The organism is Streptomyces sp. NBC_01707, assembly GCF_041438805.1.
Taxonomy (GTDB): Bacteria; Actinomycetota; Actinomycetes; order Streptomycetales; family Streptomycetaceae; genus Streptomyces.
In genome coordinates this window covers 8,496,729-8,515,559 of sequence record NZ_CP109190.1, presented here as the reverse complement: position 1 = coordinate 8,515,559, position 18,831 = coordinate 8,496,729, and the positions used below count along the sequence as shown (strand labels likewise).

Annotated in this window: 16 protein-coding genes; 3 read left to right on the top strand and 13 right to left on the bottom strand. The window is 70.4% G+C overall.

All coding sequences use genetic code 11. From position 1 onward, the window contains the following. Positions 1-2: 2 nt before the first annotated feature. The 13 genes from OG963_RS38090 to OG963_RS38030 form a co-directional block, all read right to left on the bottom strand. The gene (locus tag OG963_RS38090) at positions 3-1,319 is read right to left on the bottom strand and encodes an MFS transporter (protein ID WP_371799916.1); all 1,317 of its coding nucleotides are present in this window, start codon (positions 1,317-1,319) and stop codon (positions 3-5) included. A gap of 104 nt (positions 1,320-1,423) precedes the next feature. Further along, on the bottom strand, positions 1,424-2,032 hold the full coding sequence (locus OG963_RS38085; RefSeq protein ID WP_051878556.1) for a helix-turn-helix domain-containing protein: 609 nt from the start codon (positions 2,030-2,032) through the stop codon (positions 1,424-1,426). A 326-nt stretch (positions 2,033-2,358) separates the two neighbouring features. Beyond that, positions 2,359-3,297, bottom strand: coding sequence for an LD-carboxypeptidase (locus tag OG963_RS38080; protein WP_371799915.1), 939 nt, complete (start codon positions 3,295-3,297; stop codon positions 2,359-2,361). Continuing rightward, complete coding sequence (locus OG963_RS38075; protein WP_218133118.1) at positions 3,294-4,433, bottom strand: M20/M25/M40 family metallo-hydrolase; 1,140 nt, start codon at positions 4,431-4,433, stop codon at positions 3,294-3,296. Before OG963_RS38075 ends, OG963_RS38080 begins: the two co-directional genes overlap by 4 nt. 4 nt (positions 4,434-4,437) lie before the next feature. Next, the gene (gene menC, locus OG963_RS38070; RefSeq protein ID WP_093778750.1) at positions 4,438-5,568 is read right to left on the bottom strand and encodes an o-succinylbenzoate synthase; all 1,131 of its coding nucleotides are present in this window, start codon (positions 5,566-5,568) and stop codon (positions 4,438-4,440) included. Further along, positions 5,565-6,365, bottom strand: a complete 801-nt coding sequence (locus OG963_RS38065) for a hypothetical protein (RefSeq protein ID WP_319740107.1) — start codon at positions 6,363-6,365, stop codon at positions 5,565-5,567. The genes menC and OG963_RS38065 overlap by 4 nt, the downstream gene beginning before the upstream one ends. Further along, positions 6,355-7,341 carry an ABC transporter ATP-binding protein gene (locus tag OG963_RS38060; RefSeq protein ID WP_093778746.1) on the bottom strand — a complete coding sequence of 329 codons (987 nt, stop codon included), beginning with the start codon at positions 7,339-7,341 and terminating at the stop codon, positions 6,355-6,357. The genes OG963_RS38065 and OG963_RS38060 overlap by 11 nt, the downstream gene beginning before the upstream one ends. After that, positions 7,338-8,330: an ABC transporter ATP-binding protein gene (locus OG963_RS38055; RefSeq protein ID WP_093778745.1), complete on the bottom strand. Its 993-nt coding sequence runs from the start codon at positions 8,328-8,330 to the stop codon at positions 7,338-7,340. Before OG963_RS38055 ends, OG963_RS38060 begins: the two co-directional genes overlap by 4 nt. Before the next feature lie 2 nt (positions 8,331-8,332). Beyond that, a complete protein-coding gene (locus OG963_RS38050; RefSeq protein WP_030925471.1) occupies positions 8,333-9,247 on the bottom strand; it encodes an ABC transporter permease in 915 nt (304 codons plus the stop codon). Then, positions 9,244-10,314: an ABC transporter permease gene (locus OG963_RS38045; RefSeq protein WP_078878987.1), complete on the bottom strand. Its 1,071-nt coding sequence runs from the start codon at positions 10,312-10,314 to the stop codon at positions 9,244-9,246. The genes OG963_RS38050 and OG963_RS38045 overlap by 4 nt, the downstream gene beginning before the upstream one ends. Before the next feature lie 76 nt (positions 10,315-10,390). Then, a complete protein-coding gene (locus OG963_RS38040) occupies positions 10,391-12,235 on the bottom strand; it encodes an ABC transporter substrate-binding protein (RefSeq protein WP_256223531.1) in 1,845 nt (614 codons plus the stop codon). 145 nt (positions 12,236-12,380) lie between these two features. Continuing rightward, positions 12,381-13,745 (bottom strand): M20/M25/M40 family metallo-hydrolase, encoded by a 1,365-nt coding sequence (locus OG963_RS38035; protein WP_256328261.1) that lies wholly within the window; start codon positions 13,743-13,745, stop codon positions 12,381-12,383. Next, positions 13,742-14,644, bottom strand: a complete 903-nt coding sequence (locus OG963_RS38030) for a MurR/RpiR family transcriptional regulator (protein ID WP_093778741.1) — start codon at positions 14,642-14,644, stop codon at positions 13,742-13,744. Before OG963_RS38030 ends, OG963_RS38035 begins: the two co-directional genes overlap by 4 nt. Before the next feature lie 114 nt (positions 14,645-14,758). Between OG963_RS38030 and OG963_RS38025 the strand changes: the two genes are divergently transcribed. The 3 genes from OG963_RS38025 to OG963_RS38015 are packed head-to-tail and all read left to right on the top strand — an operon-like array spanning position 14,759 to position 18,788. After that, positions 14,759-15,382, top strand: a complete 624-nt coding sequence (locus OG963_RS38025; protein WP_078878988.1) for an XRE family transcriptional regulator — start codon at positions 14,759-14,761, stop codon at positions 15,380-15,382. Between the two features lie 5 nt (positions 15,383-15,387). After that, the gene (gene lysA / locus OG963_RS38020) at positions 15,388-16,761 is read left to right on the top strand and encodes a diaminopimelate decarboxylase (RefSeq protein ID WP_371799914.1); all 1,374 of its coding nucleotides are present in this window, start codon (positions 15,388-15,390) and stop codon (positions 16,759-16,761) included. Beyond that, a complete protein-coding gene (locus tag OG963_RS38015; RefSeq protein ID WP_362274772.1) occupies positions 16,758-18,788 on the top strand; it encodes a prolyl oligopeptidase family serine peptidase in 2,031 nt (676 codons plus the stop codon). The genes lysA and OG963_RS38015 overlap by 4 nt, the downstream gene beginning before the upstream one ends. The last annotated feature ends 43 nt before the right edge of the window (positions 18,789-18,831 follow it).

The window sequence follows — 18,831 nt, the reverse complement described above, 5'->3', positions numbered from 1 at the left end:
TTTCAGCTTCCGGCGCGTACGGAACCGCGGCGGAAGGCGAGCATGTAGAGCAGAACGCTGAGCAGGCAGAGCACGGCGACATAGACGGGGAAGGCCCATCCGGCGCCGGCGTCCTGCAGCCACAGCAGGACGTACGGGGCGGTGCCGCCGAAGCCGGCGACGCCGACCGCGTAGCCGAGACCGACGCCGGTGACGCGACAGCTCGCCGGCATCAAGGTGGCGGACACCGTGTTGTAGAGGCCCATCGTGAAGGCGAGTACCGGGGCGCCCACCAGCATCACGAGCGCGAAGGTGGTCATCCCCTTGCCCTGGTAGGCGAGGACGACGAAGACCAGTGGGACGACCGCGAGGCGGGTGACGATGAACGTCCGCGAGATACGCTTCCGGTCGGCGAGCCGGCCGACCAGAGGGTAGAGCGCGCCGACGACCACGCCCGACAGGGTGGTGACCGCGAACACGGTGCTGGGGTCCTCCGCGTATGCGGAGCGGGCCAGGTTGGGCAGACCGGTGGTCCAGGTGTAGTTGATCGCCTGGGCGGCTGCGACGACGAAGATGACGGTGAGCAGCGCCAGCTTGTGGTGGGCGACCTCTGCCCACACCTCCCCCGTCCTCCGGGGCTTCCCGGCGGTGTCGGGGTCCGCGGCGTCGGCCGCGCTGTGCAGGGTCTCCGGCAGGGAGCGGCGCAGCCAGAGGAAGAAGAGGCCGCCCAGCGCGCCGATCACGAACGGGATGCGCCAGCCCCAGTCACCCATGACCTCGGGGCCGACGGCCTCGCTGGTGAGGAAGCAGACCAGTGACGCCGCGACGATGCCGACCTGGACGTAGATGCTGATGATGCTGCCGAAGCGGGCGGTGCGGCCCTCCGGCGCCATCTCCACGATGTAGGCGGAGTTGAGCGGTGCCTCGATGCCGGTGGACAGCCCTTGCAGGATCCGGCAGGCGAGGAGGATCACGCCTGCCCACACGCCGATGACCGCGTGGGAGGGCAGCAATGCGATGACCGTGGTGGTGAGGACCATCGATCCGATGGACAGCAGCATGACCAGCCGCCTGCCCAGTCGGTCGGCCAGCGTGCCGAACACGATGGCGCCCAGTGGCCGGGCGGCGAACCCCACCGCGAAGACGGCCAGGGCGGACATGGTGGACGACAGGCCGTCGGTGGCGGGGAAGAACTGCGGTCCTATGGAGGACGCGAGCAGGCCGTAGACCATCCAGTCGTACCACTCGACGGCATTGCCGCCGCCGAGCGCCAGCAGTGCGCGCCGCTGGGAGAGGGGATTACGGGCTGCGGTAGCTGATCTTTCGTGGAGCGATGCCATAGCGGGGGCACCTCGCGGTGAAAGGCGCACGGCTCAGGCCGTGCGGGACCTGCGCCCGGGCCGACGGCCGGGGCGTTGAGGAAGGGGAGTACGGCGGAGGCCGCCTACCAGCTGGGCGGGGTGATGACCCAGACGGAAGTCGACGGCTCGTCGCCGGGGTTGGCGTACCAGTGCGGCGTACTCGACGAGTACGTGATCGAGTCACCGGCCTCGAGCCGGTGCCGGACGCCGTCGAGATAGACGTCCTTGACGCCGGAGAGAACGATTCCGAACTCTTCGCCGTTGTGGCGGAAGGGCGTGCTGCTGGTGTCATGCCCCGGCTGGGTCTCGACCCAGAGGACCTCGAGCGCGCCGTTCAGCGTAGGGGTGAGCAGCTCGTAGCTGGCGTCGTCGAGTCCATCGGTGCCGTGGAAGTCGAGAGTGCGCCGTTCGGCACGCCGCACCACGGGGCTGATCTGTTCGGTCAGGTGGAAGAGCCTGCCGATGGGGATGTCCAGCCCGTGCGCGATCTGGACCAGGGTGGCGAAGGACGGATTGCCCTTGCCCCGTTCGATCTGACTGATGAGGCCGGTGCTCACACCGGATCCTCGGCTGAGGTCGTCGAGGGTGTAACCGGCTTGCTTGCGCAATGCCTTGATCTGGATTCCCACTGTGGCGACGAGCGCGTCCAGATCCGGCTGACCGTCCTGGGGTACGTAGTTTGCGTCACTCACAGCTTCGACCTGCCTCAGTGGCGTGGGGACGGAAGGAGCTTCGCCGGTGAACAACGAGCGCTTCGGCGGAGCATGTGCGGCCTCGGCGACCCGGGCTTGGTCATATTGAAGAGCTTCACTAGATTGAAAACAACCCCTCAGAGTGAAGAACTTCAACCGAACAGGCGGCGGTCCGTACCGCGTCCGTCGCAGCGGTCGCCGGCGAATGATCAGCCCGGGTCAGGACATGCAGAAGCGGCGGGGAACTCCTCCCCGCCGCGTCCGCACTTCTCCGGCCGATGTTCCCGGCCACCGCCCGAAGGGCGCCTGACCGGCCGTCGGTCCGGTCAGGCGAGCACCGGTCCGTCGAAGGTGAGCGTGCCCCCGTCGACATCGAGGCGGGCCGGTACGCCGACCGGGAAGGTCTGCATCGGGACACCGTGGCCGATGTCGGCGCCGGCCAGCACGGGGGCCCCGAGGTCACCGAGCCGGTCGATGAGCAGGGCGTCGATCTCGGCCGGGTCACCGCAGCCGGTGAAGGTGCCGCAGAGGATGCCCGCGACCCCGTCGAGGTAGCCGGACCTGCGCAGCTGGGTGAGGATGCGGTCCAGCCGGTACGGCTCCTCGTCGACGTCCTCCAGGAAGAGGATGCCGCCGCGTGCCGGGCGCGAGGTGGGGGTCGCGAGCGAGGAGCAGAGCAGGCTGGCGGTGCCGCCGAGCGTGACGCCCTCGGCCGTGCCACCGACCAGGGTGCGGGCCGCGGGGAAGGAGAGCCGGGTGGCCTCGGCCGGGGTGAAAAGGGTCCTGGCCAGGGAGTCGAAGGCGTACGAACCGGCGGAGAAGTCGTCCGAGACGGGCATCGGGCCGAACAGTGACACCCAGCCCAGGTGCACCGAGACCGCCTCGATGAGCGCGGTGACGTCCGAGTAGCCGACCAGCACACGTGGCGTGGGGGTGCCCAGGGAGGCGAAGTCGACGCCCTCCAGGGTGCGTTGGGCGCCGTAGCCGCCGCGGGCCATGAAGACGGCACGGTAGCGGGGGTCGGTGAGAGCGGTCGTGAGGTCGGCGGCGCGGGTCGCGTCGTCGCCTGCGAGATAGTCGAATGGGACGCCGGCGGCGCGCGCCGAGGGCAGCACGTCGACGATCAGACCGAGACTCTCCAGGGCCGCGACGCCCTTCTCCAGGTCCTCGGCGCGCGGCGCGCCCGAGGCGGCGGTGACGGCGACCCGGTCACCTGCTCCGAGAGCGGGCGGGCGGAGCAGGCCTGTGTTTTCGGCGGAGGTCATGCGGACTCCTCGGGTGCGATGAGGTAGGCGGCGAGCAGAGCGGCACGGTCCAGAAGTGAGGCGACCGAGGCGCGTTCGGACATGGAATGGGCGCCCGCGCCGTCCGGGCCGAGGCCGTCGGCGGTGGGTATGCCGAGCGAGCCGGTGAGGTTGGTGTCACCGGCGCCGCCCGAGGTGCCGGTGAGCAGATCGGTGCCCCGCTCGGCCGCGAGCGCGGCGAGTCGCGCAGCAAGGGGGTTTGCCGGGTCGCGCTCCCAGGCGGGGCGGTACGACAGCCGGGTGACGGTCAGCTTTGCGTCCGGGCGGACCGGAGTGAGGGAGTCGAGGGCGCCGAGTACGGCAGCCTCGGCGGCAGGCGTGGCGAAGCGCAGGCCGATCTCGGCCGAAGCCGTCCCTGCGACGACGTTGGCGCGGGTGCCACCGCTGATGCTGCCGATGTTGAACTCGGCGGCGGGCGGCGCCGGGACGGCGCCCCGCACCACCGCGATCTGGTCGATGAGTTCGTCGATCGCTGAGGTGCCGAGTGAGGCGTCGAGCCCGGCGTGCGCCTCCACGCCCTGGACGTCGATACGCACCCGGGCCACTCCCCGCCTGCCGGTCTTCAGTGTGCCGCCGGGCAGCGGCGGTTCGAAGCCGAGGGCTGCGAAGGCGCCCTCGGCGTGGGCGGCGATGATGCGGCGGCCGTCCGGGGAGCCGATCTCCTCGTCGTTGACGACGACCAGGCGCACCGGGCGGGACGGGGAGAGGCCCTGTTCGCGAAGGAGAACGAAGGCCAGCTCGATGGCGACGAGGGAGCCCTTCATGTCGTACACGCCGGGGCCGGTGACCGTGTCGCCGTCCTCGTGGAGCGTGAAGGGACGCTCGACGGTGGTGCCGACGGGAAGGACGGTGTCGCTGTGGCCGATGAGGAGTATGTGTGCGTCGTCGGGGGCCGTACCCGGCCACTCGCAGACCAGGTGGTCGCCGTCCGGTCCCCTCTCGCGGGTGACCCGGGCTCCGAGAGCCCGATAGGCCTGCTCCAGATCGGCGTTCACGATCCGGAGGAGTTCGGGTTCTCCCGACGGGCTCTCGGCCATGACGAGGGCCTCCAGGCGGGTGAGTGCCCGATCGCGCAGCTGCTCGGCGTCGAATCGCATCGGTTCAGCCTTCCTTCAGTACGGCGTGCCTCAGCCGGTTCGCCCGGATCAGGGACTCGTCGACATGGACACCGAGGCCCGGGCGGGCGTCGGGCACCGGGACCAGGCCCTCGGTGGCGCGGATCGGCGGGGTGACGATGTCCTGGCGGTAGTACTTGTCGGAGCCGGAGACGTCCGAGGGCAGGGTGAAGCCCGGCAGTGAGGCGACGGCGAGGTTGGCCGCGCGCCCGATGCCGAACTCGTGCATTCCCCCGCACCACACGGGGACTCCGGCCTCGCGGCACACGTCGTGCACTGCGACGGACGGTCCGATTCCGCCGAGCCGGGACACCTTGATGTTGACGATGTCGGCCGCGCCCAGGTGCAGTGCGGTGGCCAGTACGGCGGGTGAGGTGATCGACTCGTCGAGACAGACCGGGGTGTCGAGCCGGGCGGCGAGGCCGGCGTGGCCGAGCAGGTCGTCCTCGGCGAAGGGCTGCTCGATCATCAGCAGGCCCTGGTCGTCGAGGGCGGTGAGGGCGGCCAGGTGCTCGGCGGAGTCGGCCCGGTAGCCGGTGTTGGCGTCGACCTGGAGGGCGATACCGGGGAAGGCCGCGCGTACTGCCCGTACCGGCTCCAGGTCCCAGCCCGGTCGGCACTTGAGCTTGATGCGGCGGTAGCCGTCACCGACATGCCGGGCGACCTGATCCAGCAGGGCGTCGACGGTCGGCTCGATGCCGAGACTGACACCCGCGCTGATCCTCTCGGCGGTGCCACCGACGAGGGTCGCGAGGGTCTCGCCGCGGGCCTGCCCGTACAGGTCCCAGCAGGCCATGTCGAGCCCGGCGCGGGCGAAGTGGTTGCCCGAGAGGCGGTTGGTCAGCGCCGTCGCGTCGTCGGGGTGCTCCCAGGCGTGGCCGAGGACCATGGGGGCGAGGTGCTCGCTCAGTACGTACCAGCAACTCTCGGTGGATTCGCTGCAGTAGTACGGGTCGCTGGGCGAGGCGCACTCGCCCCAGCCGACCGTGCCGTCGGATGCGGTCGCCCTGACCACGATGTGGTCGAGGTGCGACTTACGGTGGGAGCTGGTCTCGAACTCATGGATCAAGTCCAGTCGTACAAGGGAGAGTTCGATCTCGGTGATGGTGATCGTCATGAGGCGCCCTCCTGGTCGGTGCCGCGCGGAACGAACCGGTAGACCGCGAGGTCGTCGGTGACACGCAGGCAGGAGACCCCGACATGGGTGGTCAGGGCCTCGATGAAAGTCTCCCTGAGCGAGGTGCGCAGCGCGGCGGCCGCGGCCGCTCCTATGACGGTGCGGTGCAGATCCCATCGGGCGGGTACGGCGATCAGCAGGTCGTCGCCGTGGGCGAGACGCTCACCGGGTCGCCAGGCCCGCTCGGGGAGTCCCGGCTGGACCATGGCCGGTCGCGTCAGGTCCCAGTCGAGGAGGAATCGGTCGGTGGGTTCGCCCGCGTCGTCGCCGAAGCCCTCGCCGCCGTACATCGACGGCTTGAGCACGCGCACCCGCCCGCCGAGCACATCCAGGTTGAAGTGCGCGTTGCGGGTCTTCAGGGGGTCGTACGACCAGCGGATGCGGGTCAGTCCCATGGCCAGGGTCCGCTCCCGCTGCGCATGCTTGAGGAGCCGCCCCACTCCCTGCCCCTGGAGGTGGCGGGCGACCACGGCGAGCTGTGAGAACTGGAACAGCTCGCCGCCCCCCTCGCGGGCCAGGAAGCTGTATGCGAATCCGACCGGCCGCGCCGGGTCGCCGTCGCCCTCGTACGCGGCGACGACGATGCCTCCGTTGGACTGGATCGCGGTCAGCAGGCGGGGGTTGAGGCCCCCGTCCGACGGCCGCAGCCCCATCACCTCGGCATACAGACCGATACAGGCCGCCATGGCGGCAGGACCTTCGACGTCGCGTACGACGAGTGCGGGCTCAGCGGCCATGGGTGAGATGGCAGGCCGCCTGGGCGGGAGCCGGGTCGGCGGTCAGTACGGGCAGCTCGCGTGTGTCGCAGCCGGCGGCGGCCCGCTCGGCGCCCTTCAGTTCCGGCCAGAGCGGGCAGCGCGGGTGGAAGCGGCAGCCGGACGGGATCCGGGTCGGGTCCGGGGGCTCACCCGTCAGCACGGTCGGCCGTTGGTCACGTCCGGCCTCGGGCAGCACCGAGAGCAGGGCCTTGGTGTACGGGTGCTTGGGGTGCAGCAGCACCTCCTCGACGGTGCCGACCTCGACGATCCGGCCGAGGTACATCACGGCGACCCGGTCGGCGATGTTCCAGGCCAGACCCAGGTCGTGGCTGACGACGAGGGCGGACAGGCCCAGGCTGTCGCGGAGTTCGAGTATCAGCTTGAGGATCTCGCCCCGCACCGAGGCGTCGAGGGATGCGACCGGCTCGTCGGCGACGATCACCGAGGGGTCCAGGGCCAGGGCTCCCGCGATGACGACGCGCTGCTGCTGGCCGCCGGACATCTCGTGCGGGAACCGGTGCAGGAACCGCTCCGGAGGACGCAGCCCGGCACGTGAAAGAGCCGTGTGCACACGGGAGTTGAGTTCATCCGTCGTGCCGTGCAGCCGGGGCCCCTCGGCGACGGCGTCGTAGACGTTCTGCCGCGGGTTGAGGGCGCCGCCCGGGTCCTGGAGTACCAGCTGGGCGTGGCGGCGGTACTCCTTGAGCGCCCGGGCGGAGTAGGTGAGGGGCTTGCCCTGGTAGCGGATCTCGCCGCTGGTGGGCTTGATGAGGCCGACGAGGGCGCGGGCGAGGGTGGACTTGCCGCAGCCCGACTCGCCGATCAGGGCGACGATCTCGCCCTGGCCGACGGTCAGGTTGGCTCCGTCCACGGCGCGGGCGGGCCCACGGCCCGCGCGCGCCGGGTAGGTGATGCGGAGGTCGCTGACCTCCAGGGCCGGGGCGGCGGTACTCATGCCTGGCTCCCTTCGGTTACGGGGGTGTGGGCGTCCAGAACGCGCAGACAGGCGGCGCTGCGCCGATCGCCCGCGGGCCACAGCTCGACGGCCTTCGTACGGCAGGCGTCGACGGCGTGCACACAGCGCGGGACGAAGGCGCAGCCCGTGCCGAGCGCCGCGACGTCCGGCGGGTCGCCGGGCAGTCCGGAGGGCGCGAACCGGGACGCCGGGTCACCGATGGTGGGGAACGCCCTGGCCAGTGCCTCGGTGTACGGGTGCCGGGGAGCTTCGATGACCTGCTGCGAAGGGCCGGTCTCGACGATCTCGCCGGCGTACATCACGGCGAGCCGGCCGCACATCTCGGAGAGCACCGAGAGGTCGTGACTGATCATGATGACGCCGACGCCGGAGTTCCGTACCAGCTCGGTGAAGAGCTCCATGATCTGCGCCTGCACCATCACATCGAGGGCGGTGGTGGGCTCGTCGGCGATGATCAGGTCGGGGCGGCAGGCGAGGGCCATGGCGATCATGATGCGCTGACGCTGGCCGCCGGAGAACTCGTGCGGGTAGCTGCCCATGCGCCGCCGCGATATGCCGACGCTGTCGAGCAGTTCGGCGGCGCGTTCGCGGGCGGTGCGCGGGGACACCTTCTCGTGGAGCAGGATCGGCTCGCAGATCTGCTCACCGATGGGGCGCACGGGGTTGAGCGCACTCATGGCGCCCTGGAAGACCACGGACGCGCCGTTCCAGCGCACGGTGCGCAGTGCGGACCACTTGGCGGCGAGCAGGTCCTCGCCTTCGTACAGCACCTGTCCGGTGACCTTGGCGCTCTTGGGCAGCAGCCGCAGCAGGCTGAGCACCATGGTCGACTTGCCGGAGCCGGATTCGCCGGCCACGCCGAGGGTCTCGCCCCGGTCCAGGGTGAAACTGACACCGCGCACGGCGGGGATGAGGCTGTCGCCGTCGCGGTAGGTGACGGAGAGGTCGCGTACGTCGAGCAGGGTCATGGTCAGCCCACCATCCGCGGGTTGAGGACGTGTTCCACGGCACGCCCGGTGAGGGTGAAGCCGAGGACGACGAGAAGGATCGCGATGCCGGGCGTACCGACGTACCACCAGGCACCGGAGGTCATGGCGCCTTGGTAGAAGGCGGCATTGAGCATGGAACCCCAGGAGACGCCGGTCGGGTCGCCGAGACCGAGGAAGGTCAGGGTGGCCTCGGAGAGGATCGCCGAGGCGACGGTGAGGGTGGCGGAGACCAGGATCAACGGGGCCACGTTCGGCAGGACATGACGAACCATCACCTGGCGGTTGCCCGCGCCGAGGACCTTGGCGCGCTCGATGAACGGGCGGGCCTCCACGGCGAGGGTCTGGGCACGGACCAGGCGGGCGGTGGACGTCCAGGAGGTCACCGCGATGGCGATGGTGATGGACGCGGTGCCCTGCCCCAGGACCGCGGCGAGGGAGATGGCCAGCGGCAGGCTGGGCAGCGCGATGAACCAGTCGGTGACGTGCATCAGGGCCTTGCCGAGCTTGCCCGGGTAATGGCCCGCGAGCAGTCCGATCGTCGAGCCGAGCACCATGGTGAGCACGGTCGCGATGACACCGATGGACAGCGACGAGCGCGAACCCCAGATCAGCAGGTCCACCACGGAGCGGCCGGCCTGGTCGGTCCCGAGGAGGTAGCCGGAACCGGGCGCGGAGAGCAGCGGGCCGTCGACCTTGGTGACGTCGAGCTGCTCGGGGCCTATGAAGAGCGGGGCGCAGAGCGCGAGGACCGTGGCGACGAGCAGGATGCCCAGGCCGACGAGACCGGACGGGCGCTTGGCGTAGGCGCGCATGAAACGGCCGACGGAGGCCAGCCGGGGAGGTGAACCGGCCGGGGCTGCCGCGGCGGTGATGTCAGTGGTGTCGGAAATCGTCATCGCACACGCACCCGGGGGTCGAGGAAGCGGTAGAGCACGTCGGCGAGGAGGTTCATCAGGATCACACTGGCGCTGAAGATGATGAACGTGCCCTGCAGTACGGGGATGTCGGGCACTTTGAGTGCCTCGATGGTCAGCGAGCCGAGACCCGGCCAGCTGAACACGGTCTCGACCGTGATCGCTCCGCCGACCATCGTGCCCAGGTGAAGAAAGATCACGGTGACCGAGGGCAGCAGCGCGTTGGGCACGGCGTGCTTGCGGCGAACGGCGTCGTCGACGAGTCCCTTGGCCCGGGCCGTCAGCAGATACGGACTGCCCAGCTCATCGATGATCGACGAGCGCATGATCGACACGTACTGGGCGAACACCACGAGCACCATCGTCAGACACGGCAGCACCATGTGACGGGCCACGTCGAGGACATGGCCGAAGCCGGTGGCACCGAGCGACGGGTCGGACATGCCGCCGGAGGGGAACAGATCGAGGCCGACGCTGAGCCAGATCAGCAGGATCATGCCGAGCCAGTAGGTGGGGACTGACCAGAAGGTGAGCGCCGCCGAGGAGGTGATCTTGTCGAAGAGGCTGCCGTGCCGCCATCCGCTGCGCACCCCCAGCCACAGGCCGACCACCACGGATATCGCGGTGGCCGTGCCCATCAGGAGCAGGGTGGGGCCGACGCGTTCGCCGATGAGGGAGGAGACATCCTGCTGGTACTGCCAGGAACGGCCCAGATCCAGGTGGACGATGTCGTTGACGAAGTGCAGGAACCGCTCCCACACCGGCTGGTCCAGGCCCAGCGTCTGGCGCAGATGAGCCATCTGGGCATCGCTGGTGGGCCGGCCGCGGGTCATCGTCTGGACCGGGTCCGAGGGCATCAGCTGGAAGATCACGAAGCCGATGCCCAGGACGATGACGAAGCTCACGGCAGCTGCGGCGAGCTTGCTGCCCAGGAAGCGGAGGAAGTCTGCCCGCCCCGAGCCCGGGCGGGAGGCGGCGTCGGCCGCGTCGCTCCCGGGCACGGGGCCGACGGCGCTCGCGCTGTCGGACGTATCGGACGTAATGGTCATGAGTTCTCGATCTGCTCGGTCTGGTGGACCCCGCACACCCGGTGCTGCGACCAGGTGCGCGGGGCGGGCGAGGTGGTTACTCCCGCTCGTCGGCCGACGAGCGGCGCTTGATGCCGAAGGCGAGGCCCGCCACGACGAGCACGCCGATGCCGATGCCGGCCCACAGGGTGGTGGAGCCCGACGAGGCTTCCTTCACGGCGGCGACCGGGGTGGCGCTGCGGAACTGGCCGAAGGTGTACTGCATCGGGTAGACGCCCGCGGAGTCCGCCTTGCCGACCGCGAGGTTCTTCACCGTACGGGCGTTCGTCGCGCTCAGGCCCGTGGCGTAGTACAGGATGACGTTGTTGTCGGCCTTGTAGAGGATGTCCTGCATCTTGCCGACGGTCGCCGCGCGCTGCGCCGGGTCGAACTCGGTGACCTGCTGCTTGAAGAGCTTGTCGAACTCCTTGTCGCAGTGGAAGGAGTCCGTGGAGCCGTTCGTGCCGTCGTCCAGCGGCAGCGCGTCGCAGTTCTGGATGGAGAGCAGGTACGTCGGGTCGGGGCCGGTGCCCCAGCCGTCCATCAGCAGGTCCCAGTCGCCCTTGGCGAGATCGTCGTTGAGCTTGGTGGAGCTCAGCGGCTCGGCGGTCAGCTCGACACCGATCTGCTTCATCCACCCGGTGAGGTAGGTGGCGATCTGGGTGTCGGTGGCGGCGTCGGAGTGGGTGCCCAGGCGCAGCTTCAGCGGCTTCTTCGTCTTGGGCGAGACACGGATTCCGTCCTTGCCCTTGGTGTAACCGGCCTCGTCCAGTATGGAGTTGGCCTTCGCCATGTCGTACGACTGCTCGTCGCCCGGGGCGGGCTTCCACGCCCACTGCTTCCAGGTGGGCGGGATGTAGCCGGAGCCGACCTGGCCCAGGCCGTCGAGCACCTTGTCGACGAGGGTCTGCTTGTCGGTCGCCTGCGCGATGGCGCGACGCACGGCGGCGTCGGCGAGAGCCGGGTTCCCGGTGCCGATCTTCTTACCTGAGCGGGTACGGGCACCGGAGTTGATCGCGACGCTCATCCAGCGGCGGCCGGCGTTCTGGAAGGCGGTGGTCCGCTTGTCGCTCTGCAGGGCCTTGAACTGGGTGGAATTCAGATCGGACACGTAGTCGAGCTGGCCGCTGCGCAGTGCGGCGACAGCGCCGTCGACGGCCTTGTACCGCTGCTGGACCAGGTGGTCGAACTTCGGGGCGCCGAGGACGAAGTCCTTGTTGGCGTCGTACTTGACGTACTGCTCCGGCTTGTAGGCCGTGAGCGTCCAAGGGCCGTAACCGACGATGTCGCCGGAGTCGTTCTTGAAGTCCTTGAGGTCCGTGACGTGCTTCTCCCAGACGTGCTTGGGAACGATCGGCACACCGCTGTAGGGGATGGACACGAACGGGGTGTTCGCCTGGGGCTTCTTGGTCTTGATGACCAGCGTCGTGGCGTCGGGCGCGGTGACCGAGGCGAAGTTCTCGACGAGTGAGCCGTTGGCAGTGCCTGCCACCTCGTTCGTACGGATCAGATTGAGGGTCCAGGCGGCGTCCTCGGCGGTGATCGGCCGGCCGTCCGACCACTTCAGTCCCTTGCGGAGGGTGAAGGTCCAGGTGAGCTTGTCGGCCGACGGCGTCCACTTGGTCGCCAGGTACGGCGCGGGAGTGCCGTCGGTGTTCAGGGAGTTCAGTGAGGGGTAGACGGCGCTGAAGACGTCCAGCGAGCCGGCGAAGTACGCCAGGAACGGATTCAGCGAGTCGATGCCGTTGCCGGTCATCGCGGCGCGCAGGGTGGTGCCCTTGGTGTCGGCTGCGGCCCCGGGGGCCAGAGCGACCGAGCCGAGGGCGAGAGCGCCGGTGAGGGCTGCGGCGGCCAGTGCCGTAGCACGACGGCCTGTCGAGCTGCGGACCATTGTGTGTGTCATTTCGTGCCAATCCAGGAGCGTGGGCAGGACGCGGACCTCGGGGGTCCGCGTCGCACCGGTGAACGTGCTGTGTGCTGGCTTGCTGTGGCGAGCCGGGGCGATGCCGCGTGTCTCGTCTGTCGTGCGGCCGGTGAAGGCCGTCGGGTCAGCCCGATGCGGGGCCGGCCGGATCCGCCCGGAGGAAGGTGTCCAGGACCCGGACACCGAAGGCGAGGCTGTCGGTGAGGACGTGCTCGTCGACGCCGTGTACGTAGTTCCAGCTGTTGAAACCGGGCGGGGTGGTGCCGGGGGCGAAGCCGTAGCCGGCGATGCCCAGCCGGGCGAAGGCCTTGGCGTCGGTGCCGCCGGACATGCAGAACGGCAGGACCAGGGCCTGCGGGTCGTGGGCGCGCAGGGCGTCCGCCATGGCCGCGAACTCCGGCGAGGTGTGGTCGGCGGCGACCGGCTCGGTCCAGCTGGCGAACTCGCGGGTCACCTTGGTACCGAGCACCGCGTCGACGGCGGCGAAGAACTCCTTTTCGGCTCCGGGCAGGACGCGTCCGTCGATACCGGCGGTGGCTTCGCTGGGGATGACGTTGTGCTTGTATCCGGCGTTCAGCCGGGTCGGGTTGAGCGAGTTGGACATGGTCGACTCCACCAGCCGTGCGGCCTCGCCGAGTCGGGCGACGCTCGCCGGGTCGGCCGGGTCGATCGTGATGCCGAGTTCCGACCCGAGCCCGTCGAGCAGCGCCCGGACCGGCGGGATCAGATGAACCGGCCAGGTGTGCGCGGTCAGTTCGGCCACGGTGCGTACCAGAGTGGCCACGGCGTTGTCGGGGTTGCGGCGGGAGCCGTGGCCCGCGGTGCCGTGCGCGCTGAGGGTCATCCAGGCGCTGCCGCGCTCGCCGGTGGCGACCGGGTAGAGACGGCGGCCGTTGGGCAGATGGACGCTGTAGCCGCCGGACTCGCTGATGGCGGCGGTGACACCCTCGAAGAGTCCGGGGTGCTTGTCGACGAGGAACCCCGCTCCGTACGCGCCGGTGTCCTCCTCGTCGGCGACGAACGCCATCACGATGTCGCGCGGCGGGCGGGTACCGGTCCGGGCGAATCCGGTGGCGCAGGCCAGCATCATCGCGTCCATGTCCTTCATGTCCAGGGCGCCCCGGCCGCGTACCGCGCCGTCGGTGACCTCGCCACTGAACGGGTCGAAGGACCAGTCGGAGGGTTCGGCCGGCACGACGTCCAGATGGCCGTGGACCAGCAGTGCGGGGGCCAGCGGGTCGGCGCCCGGGATCCGGACCACGGTGGAGGCGCGGCGCGGCTCAGACTCCAGCACCTGCGGCGTGTATCCGGCGTCCGCGAGGACTTCGGCCACCCATTCGGCGGCTTCCCGCTCACCGCGCGAATCGCCGCCGCCGTAGTTGCTGGTGTCGAAGCGGATCAGCCGCGAGCAGTGGTCGATCGTGTCGGCGGCCAGTGTCTCGTGGTGGGAGAACTGCTCTGCGGAAGGGTCGGTGAACTCCGGGATCACGGAGCGGTCCTCTCAGGAGGGTCGGCGGGAGTGGTGCCCTCGCCGTCGCTCAGCGCCCAGGTGAGTGCGTGGCGGCGCTGGGCGCGACGGGCCGCGCCCTTCGCTCCGGCCGCGGCAAGTGAGGCGAGCAGATGGCCGGTGGCGGTGACGGCGGTCGGCGAGTGGGTGCGCGACTCGCTCCGGGTGTTCACCGCGAGGACATGGGTGGCGTAGGCGCACACCGGGCTGTCGTAGCCGTCGGTGATCGCTACGACCGTGCCGCCCAGCGCATGGAACTCACGGGCCACGCGTACGGTGTGGCGGCTGTAACTGCGAAAACTGAAGGTGATCAGTACGTCCTGGTCGCCTGCGTCGGCGAGGGCGGTGACGGCCGCTCCCATTCCGGGCTGGACGAGGGTGACGTCACGGAGCGCGGCGGAGAGATCGGCCGCGACCAGAGCCGCGTACCCGATGGACTTCATGTCACCGAACACCCAACGGCGGCGGCCCGCGACCACGGCGCGCGCGGCGAGTTCCAGGGCGCCGTTGGCATGCAGCGCGTCGAGGGTGCCGGCCAGGTTCTCCTGCTCCCGCGCGAGGATACGGCGCAGCGCGGTCCGATCTCCGGGTTCACCTTCCCGGTCGGCGATGCGCTGGTCGGGAACGGGCAGCCGGCGGCCCGTCTCACGGGCGGCGCAGGCACGCAGGTCCTCGGTGTCGGCGAAGCCCGCCATGGCGAGCAGCTGGTCGAGATCCTCGGCGTTCGCGTCGGCGGCGCGCAGGAGTTGGGCGGGGCGCCGGGACAGCGCGGCGGGGAAGTCCGCAGCGAGTACGGCGTGCAGGCGGACGGCCCCGGGGCCGCAGTGCGCAGCGGCGCGCTCCAACAGTCGAAGCACGAGGTCGGGCGTCAGGACAGACATCAAAACCTCCCTCCATGCCGTGAACTCCACCGCTACGACCAGGGATTTCTTCCCTGAGTATCACTTGCTGGCGGATACATTGATCTAAGGTGGCGCGAGTATTACTGTCACCGCATGCCTGAGTCAAGGGATGTTCCAGCCCCCGCCCCGCCGACGGTCGACTCATCGGTCGAGGCGTCCGCCGCAGATCGGGCAACCGCCCGACTGGCCAAGGTCGTTGCCTCGGCACGCAGGACGGCAGGCCTGACCCTGGCCGCCACCGCGGCCGGGTCAGGTCTCTCGCCCGCGTACGTGTCGCAGATCGAATCCGGCTCGGCGAATCCGACCGTCCGCAGCCTGGCGCAGCTCGCGAAGGTGCTGGGTCTCGAACTGCACGAGCTGCTCGGCGCCGGACGTGGCGACACTTCCGACAACAGCCCGTTCCCGGCACGTTTCACCACACTTCCGGGCTTGACCGCAATGTCGGACGGTCAAGGAATCTGGAACATGACGGCTCATGACGCGACCGTGCTCCATTCACGCCTGATAAGGGGTGAACCGGGCGATCACGCCCGACCGATCCGGCACGCCGGAGAGGAACTCGTGGTGGTGCTGGCCGGACAGTGCCGGCTCCGCGTCTCGGACACCGCCCGCGTGCTGAATCCGGCCGACGCCTGCCATTTCGCCGCATCCGAAGAGCATCAGATCACGCAGACCAGCGACGACTTGCTTCTGCTCGTCGTCCTCACGAAGGAGTGACGCAGGTGGTTCCACCAGTCGACAACTCGCCCGACGCCGCCCCCACCCGCGCCGCGGGACCGGACGAGGCACCGGACATCTGGCCGCTCACCGCCAAGGACATGGACGGCGAACTGCACGTGGGTTCCGTGCCGATGACGGCTGTCGCCCAGGCCTGCGGCACGCCGCTCTACGTCGTGGACGAGGCGGACTTCCGCGAGCGGGCCCGCCAGTGGCGGGAGTCCGGGGCGGACCGCGTGCACTACGCGTCAAAGGCCTTCCTCTGCCCGGAGATGGTCCGCTGGGTCGGCGAGGAGCGTCTGCACCTGGACGTCTGCAGCGTCGGCGAGCTCGAACTCGCCGTCGCCGCGGGCTTCGACCCCGCCCACATCGTGCTGCACGGCAACAACAAGCTCCCCGCCGAGCTCAGCGCGGCCGTCGAGCACGGGGTCGGGGTGGTCGTCGTCGACTGTGCCGAGGAGATCGACCGGCTCGCCGGCTACGCGGCCGACGCCGGCCGGGTCCAGGACGTGTATCTGCGCATCGCGCCGGGCGTCGCCGCCGACACCCACGACTACATGGCCACCGGCAGCGACGACGTGAAGTTCGGCTTCCCGGTCAACGGTGGATTCGCCGAACGGGCGGTCCTCACCGTCAGTGGCATCCCCTCGTTGCGCCTGACGGGCATCCACTCCCACCTGGGTTCGCAGATACTCGACCCGTCCGGCATCCGGCGGGCCGCCTCGCGGGTGGCCGCATTCGTCCGCATGCTCGCCGAGCGGCACAGCATCCGTATCGACGAGCTGGATCTCGGCGGCGGCGCCGGAATCGCCTATGTGCCCGGCCAGCAACGACTGGCGCCCGCCGAGTTCGTGGCCGCGCTGCGGGCCGGGGTCGCCGAGGAGCTGGACCCTGCCTCCGTCCGGCTCGCGGTGGAGCCGGGCCGTTCCCTGATCGGCACCGCCGGTGTCACGCTCTACGAGGTCGGTGTGGTCAAGCAGGGCCTCGAGCGACGCTTCGTCTCCGTCGACGGCGGTATGAGCGACGCTCTGCGCCCCGCCCTCTACCAGGCCTCGTACACCGCCTGGACCGCCAACCGCAGGCTGACCGGCCGGCCCGTCCACTCACTCGTCGTCGGCCGGCACTGCGAGAGCGGCGACATCGTCGTACCCGACATCGCGCTCCCGGACGACCTGGCCGTAGGCGATCTGCTGGCGGTGCCCGCGACCGGCGCCTACCACCACGTCATGGCCAGCAACTACAACTTCCAGCCGCGCCCCGCCGTCGTCGCCGTACGCGATGGGCAGGCGCGCCTCCTGGTGCGTCGCGAGACCCCCGCCGACCTGTTGCTCCGCGACGGCGCCGGCGCCGCCATAGACCTCTCAGGAGACCTTCGATGACCGAGCGCCGCGTCCTCCCCTACGGCGAGTGGCCCTCACCGCTGACCGCCGATTCGGCCGCGGCCGGCTCCGGATCCACGAGCTGGCCGTCCGGCGTCGGCGAGGAGACCTGGTGGTGCGCCAACGACCCGGCGACCGCCACCGTGAGGCTGTTGCGCACCGGCTCCGGGCACGCCCCCGAGCCGGTGCTGCCGGAGGGGGTCAGTGTGCGCAACCGTTCACTCGGCTACGGCGGCCGCCCGTATGCGGTCCGTCCCGGCCAGGACGGCGCCCCGCATCTGCTGGTCTTCACCGACCACCGCGATCAGCGGCTGTACGCGACCGGGACCGCCCCCCTGGGAACGGGGGGTACCGGTGAACTGACCCCTCTGACCCCTGCCGACCCGGCCGAGTACGAGACCTGTTGGGCGGACCCGGTGTTCGCGCCGAGTGGCACCGAGGTCTGGCTGGTCCGGGAGGTCACCCGGGCGGCCCGGGAACCGGGCGAGGATCCGGCTCCCCGCACCCGTCGCGACATCGTCGCCGTGCCGCTCGACGGCTCGGCCGTCACCGCGCCGGACCGGCTGCGGGTGGTCGGCGGCGACCACCACTTCCTGTCCACTCCGCGGATCAGCCCGGACGGACTGCACTTGGCGTGGCTCGGCTGGGACCACCCGCAGATGCCTTGGGAGACCACCGAGTTGATGGTCGCGCCGCTGGCCGACGGCGTCGCGGGGGAGCCGGTGCGGGTACTGGGCGGCGGTGAGGTTTCCGTACCGCAGGCGGCTTGGGCGCCCGACGGCACGCTGTACGCGATGGCCGACCCGGACGGCTGGGCGAACCTCTTCCGGATCACCCCGGCGCCCGACGGGGACTGGCTCGCCGAGTGCGTACTACCCATGGAGCGGGAGTGCGCTGGTGCCCTGTGGCGGGTCGGCGGAAGCTGGTTCGCGGCCACGGCGGCGGGGGTGGTGCTGCGGCACGGCGTCGGCGAACAGCGGTTCGCGCTGTGGGATCCCGCCGACGGCACGCTGCGCGATCTGGCGCCCGAGTGGACGGAGTTCGGCTCCGACCTGTGGGCCGACGACCACGCCGCGGTGGTGCTGGCGGCCTCCCCCACGCTCGGCCACGCAGTGCTGCGGGTGCCGCTCGACGGCAGCACTCCGGTGCGCTGCAACGGTGAGCGCGACACCACGTACGACGCCTGGCGGGCGGTGCCGGAGCGGCGGGTCGCCAAGGCCGCGGACGGAGGCGACGTGCAGTACGTCTACTATCCGCCCACCAGCCCGGACTGCACCGGCCCGGCAGGCGAGGCACCGCCGCTGCTGATCCACATCCACGGTGGGCCCACCAGTTCCAACGGCGCCGCCCCCGATGCGGAGTTCTCACTCTTCTGCAGCCGGGGCTTCGCCGTGGCCGCCGTCGACTACGGCGGCTCCACCGGCTACGGCCGCGCCTACCGGGACCGGCTACGGCACACCTGGGGTGTCACCGACGTCGAGGACTCGGTGACGGTCGCCTCGGAACTGGCCTCCGCCGGGCTCGCGGACCCGTCGCGCACCGCGATCCGCGGCGGCTCGGCGGGTGGCTGGACGACACTCGCGGCGCTGACGTCGACCGACACCTTCTGCTGCGGGGCGGTGTACTACCCCATCAGCGACCCGGAGACCTGGATCTACGGGCAGACCCATGACTTCGAGTCCCGCTACATGGAGTACCTGGTCGGGAAGTTGCCCGAGGACCAGGAGCGGTTCGACCGGGTGTCGCCGATCCGGAAGGCCGGGCAGATCACCGGCCCGCTGGTGATGCTGCAGGGAGCCGACGACTTCATCTGCCGCCCCGACCAGGCCGAACGCATCGTCGACGCGGTGGCCCGACGCGGGCTGTGGCACCGCTACCTGCTCTTCGAGGGCGAGGGCCACGGATTCCGTCAGGCGTCCAGCGTGAGCGCCTCACTGCGCGCCGAGGCTGAGCTGTACGGGCACGCGATGCGCATCGACGTCGACCTCTCGGACACCAGCGGCGCAGCGGCGGGGGTGCAGGGCTGAGCAGCCTCCCGCGCCCGGAGGAGCGTCACGGTTCGGCCCGCCC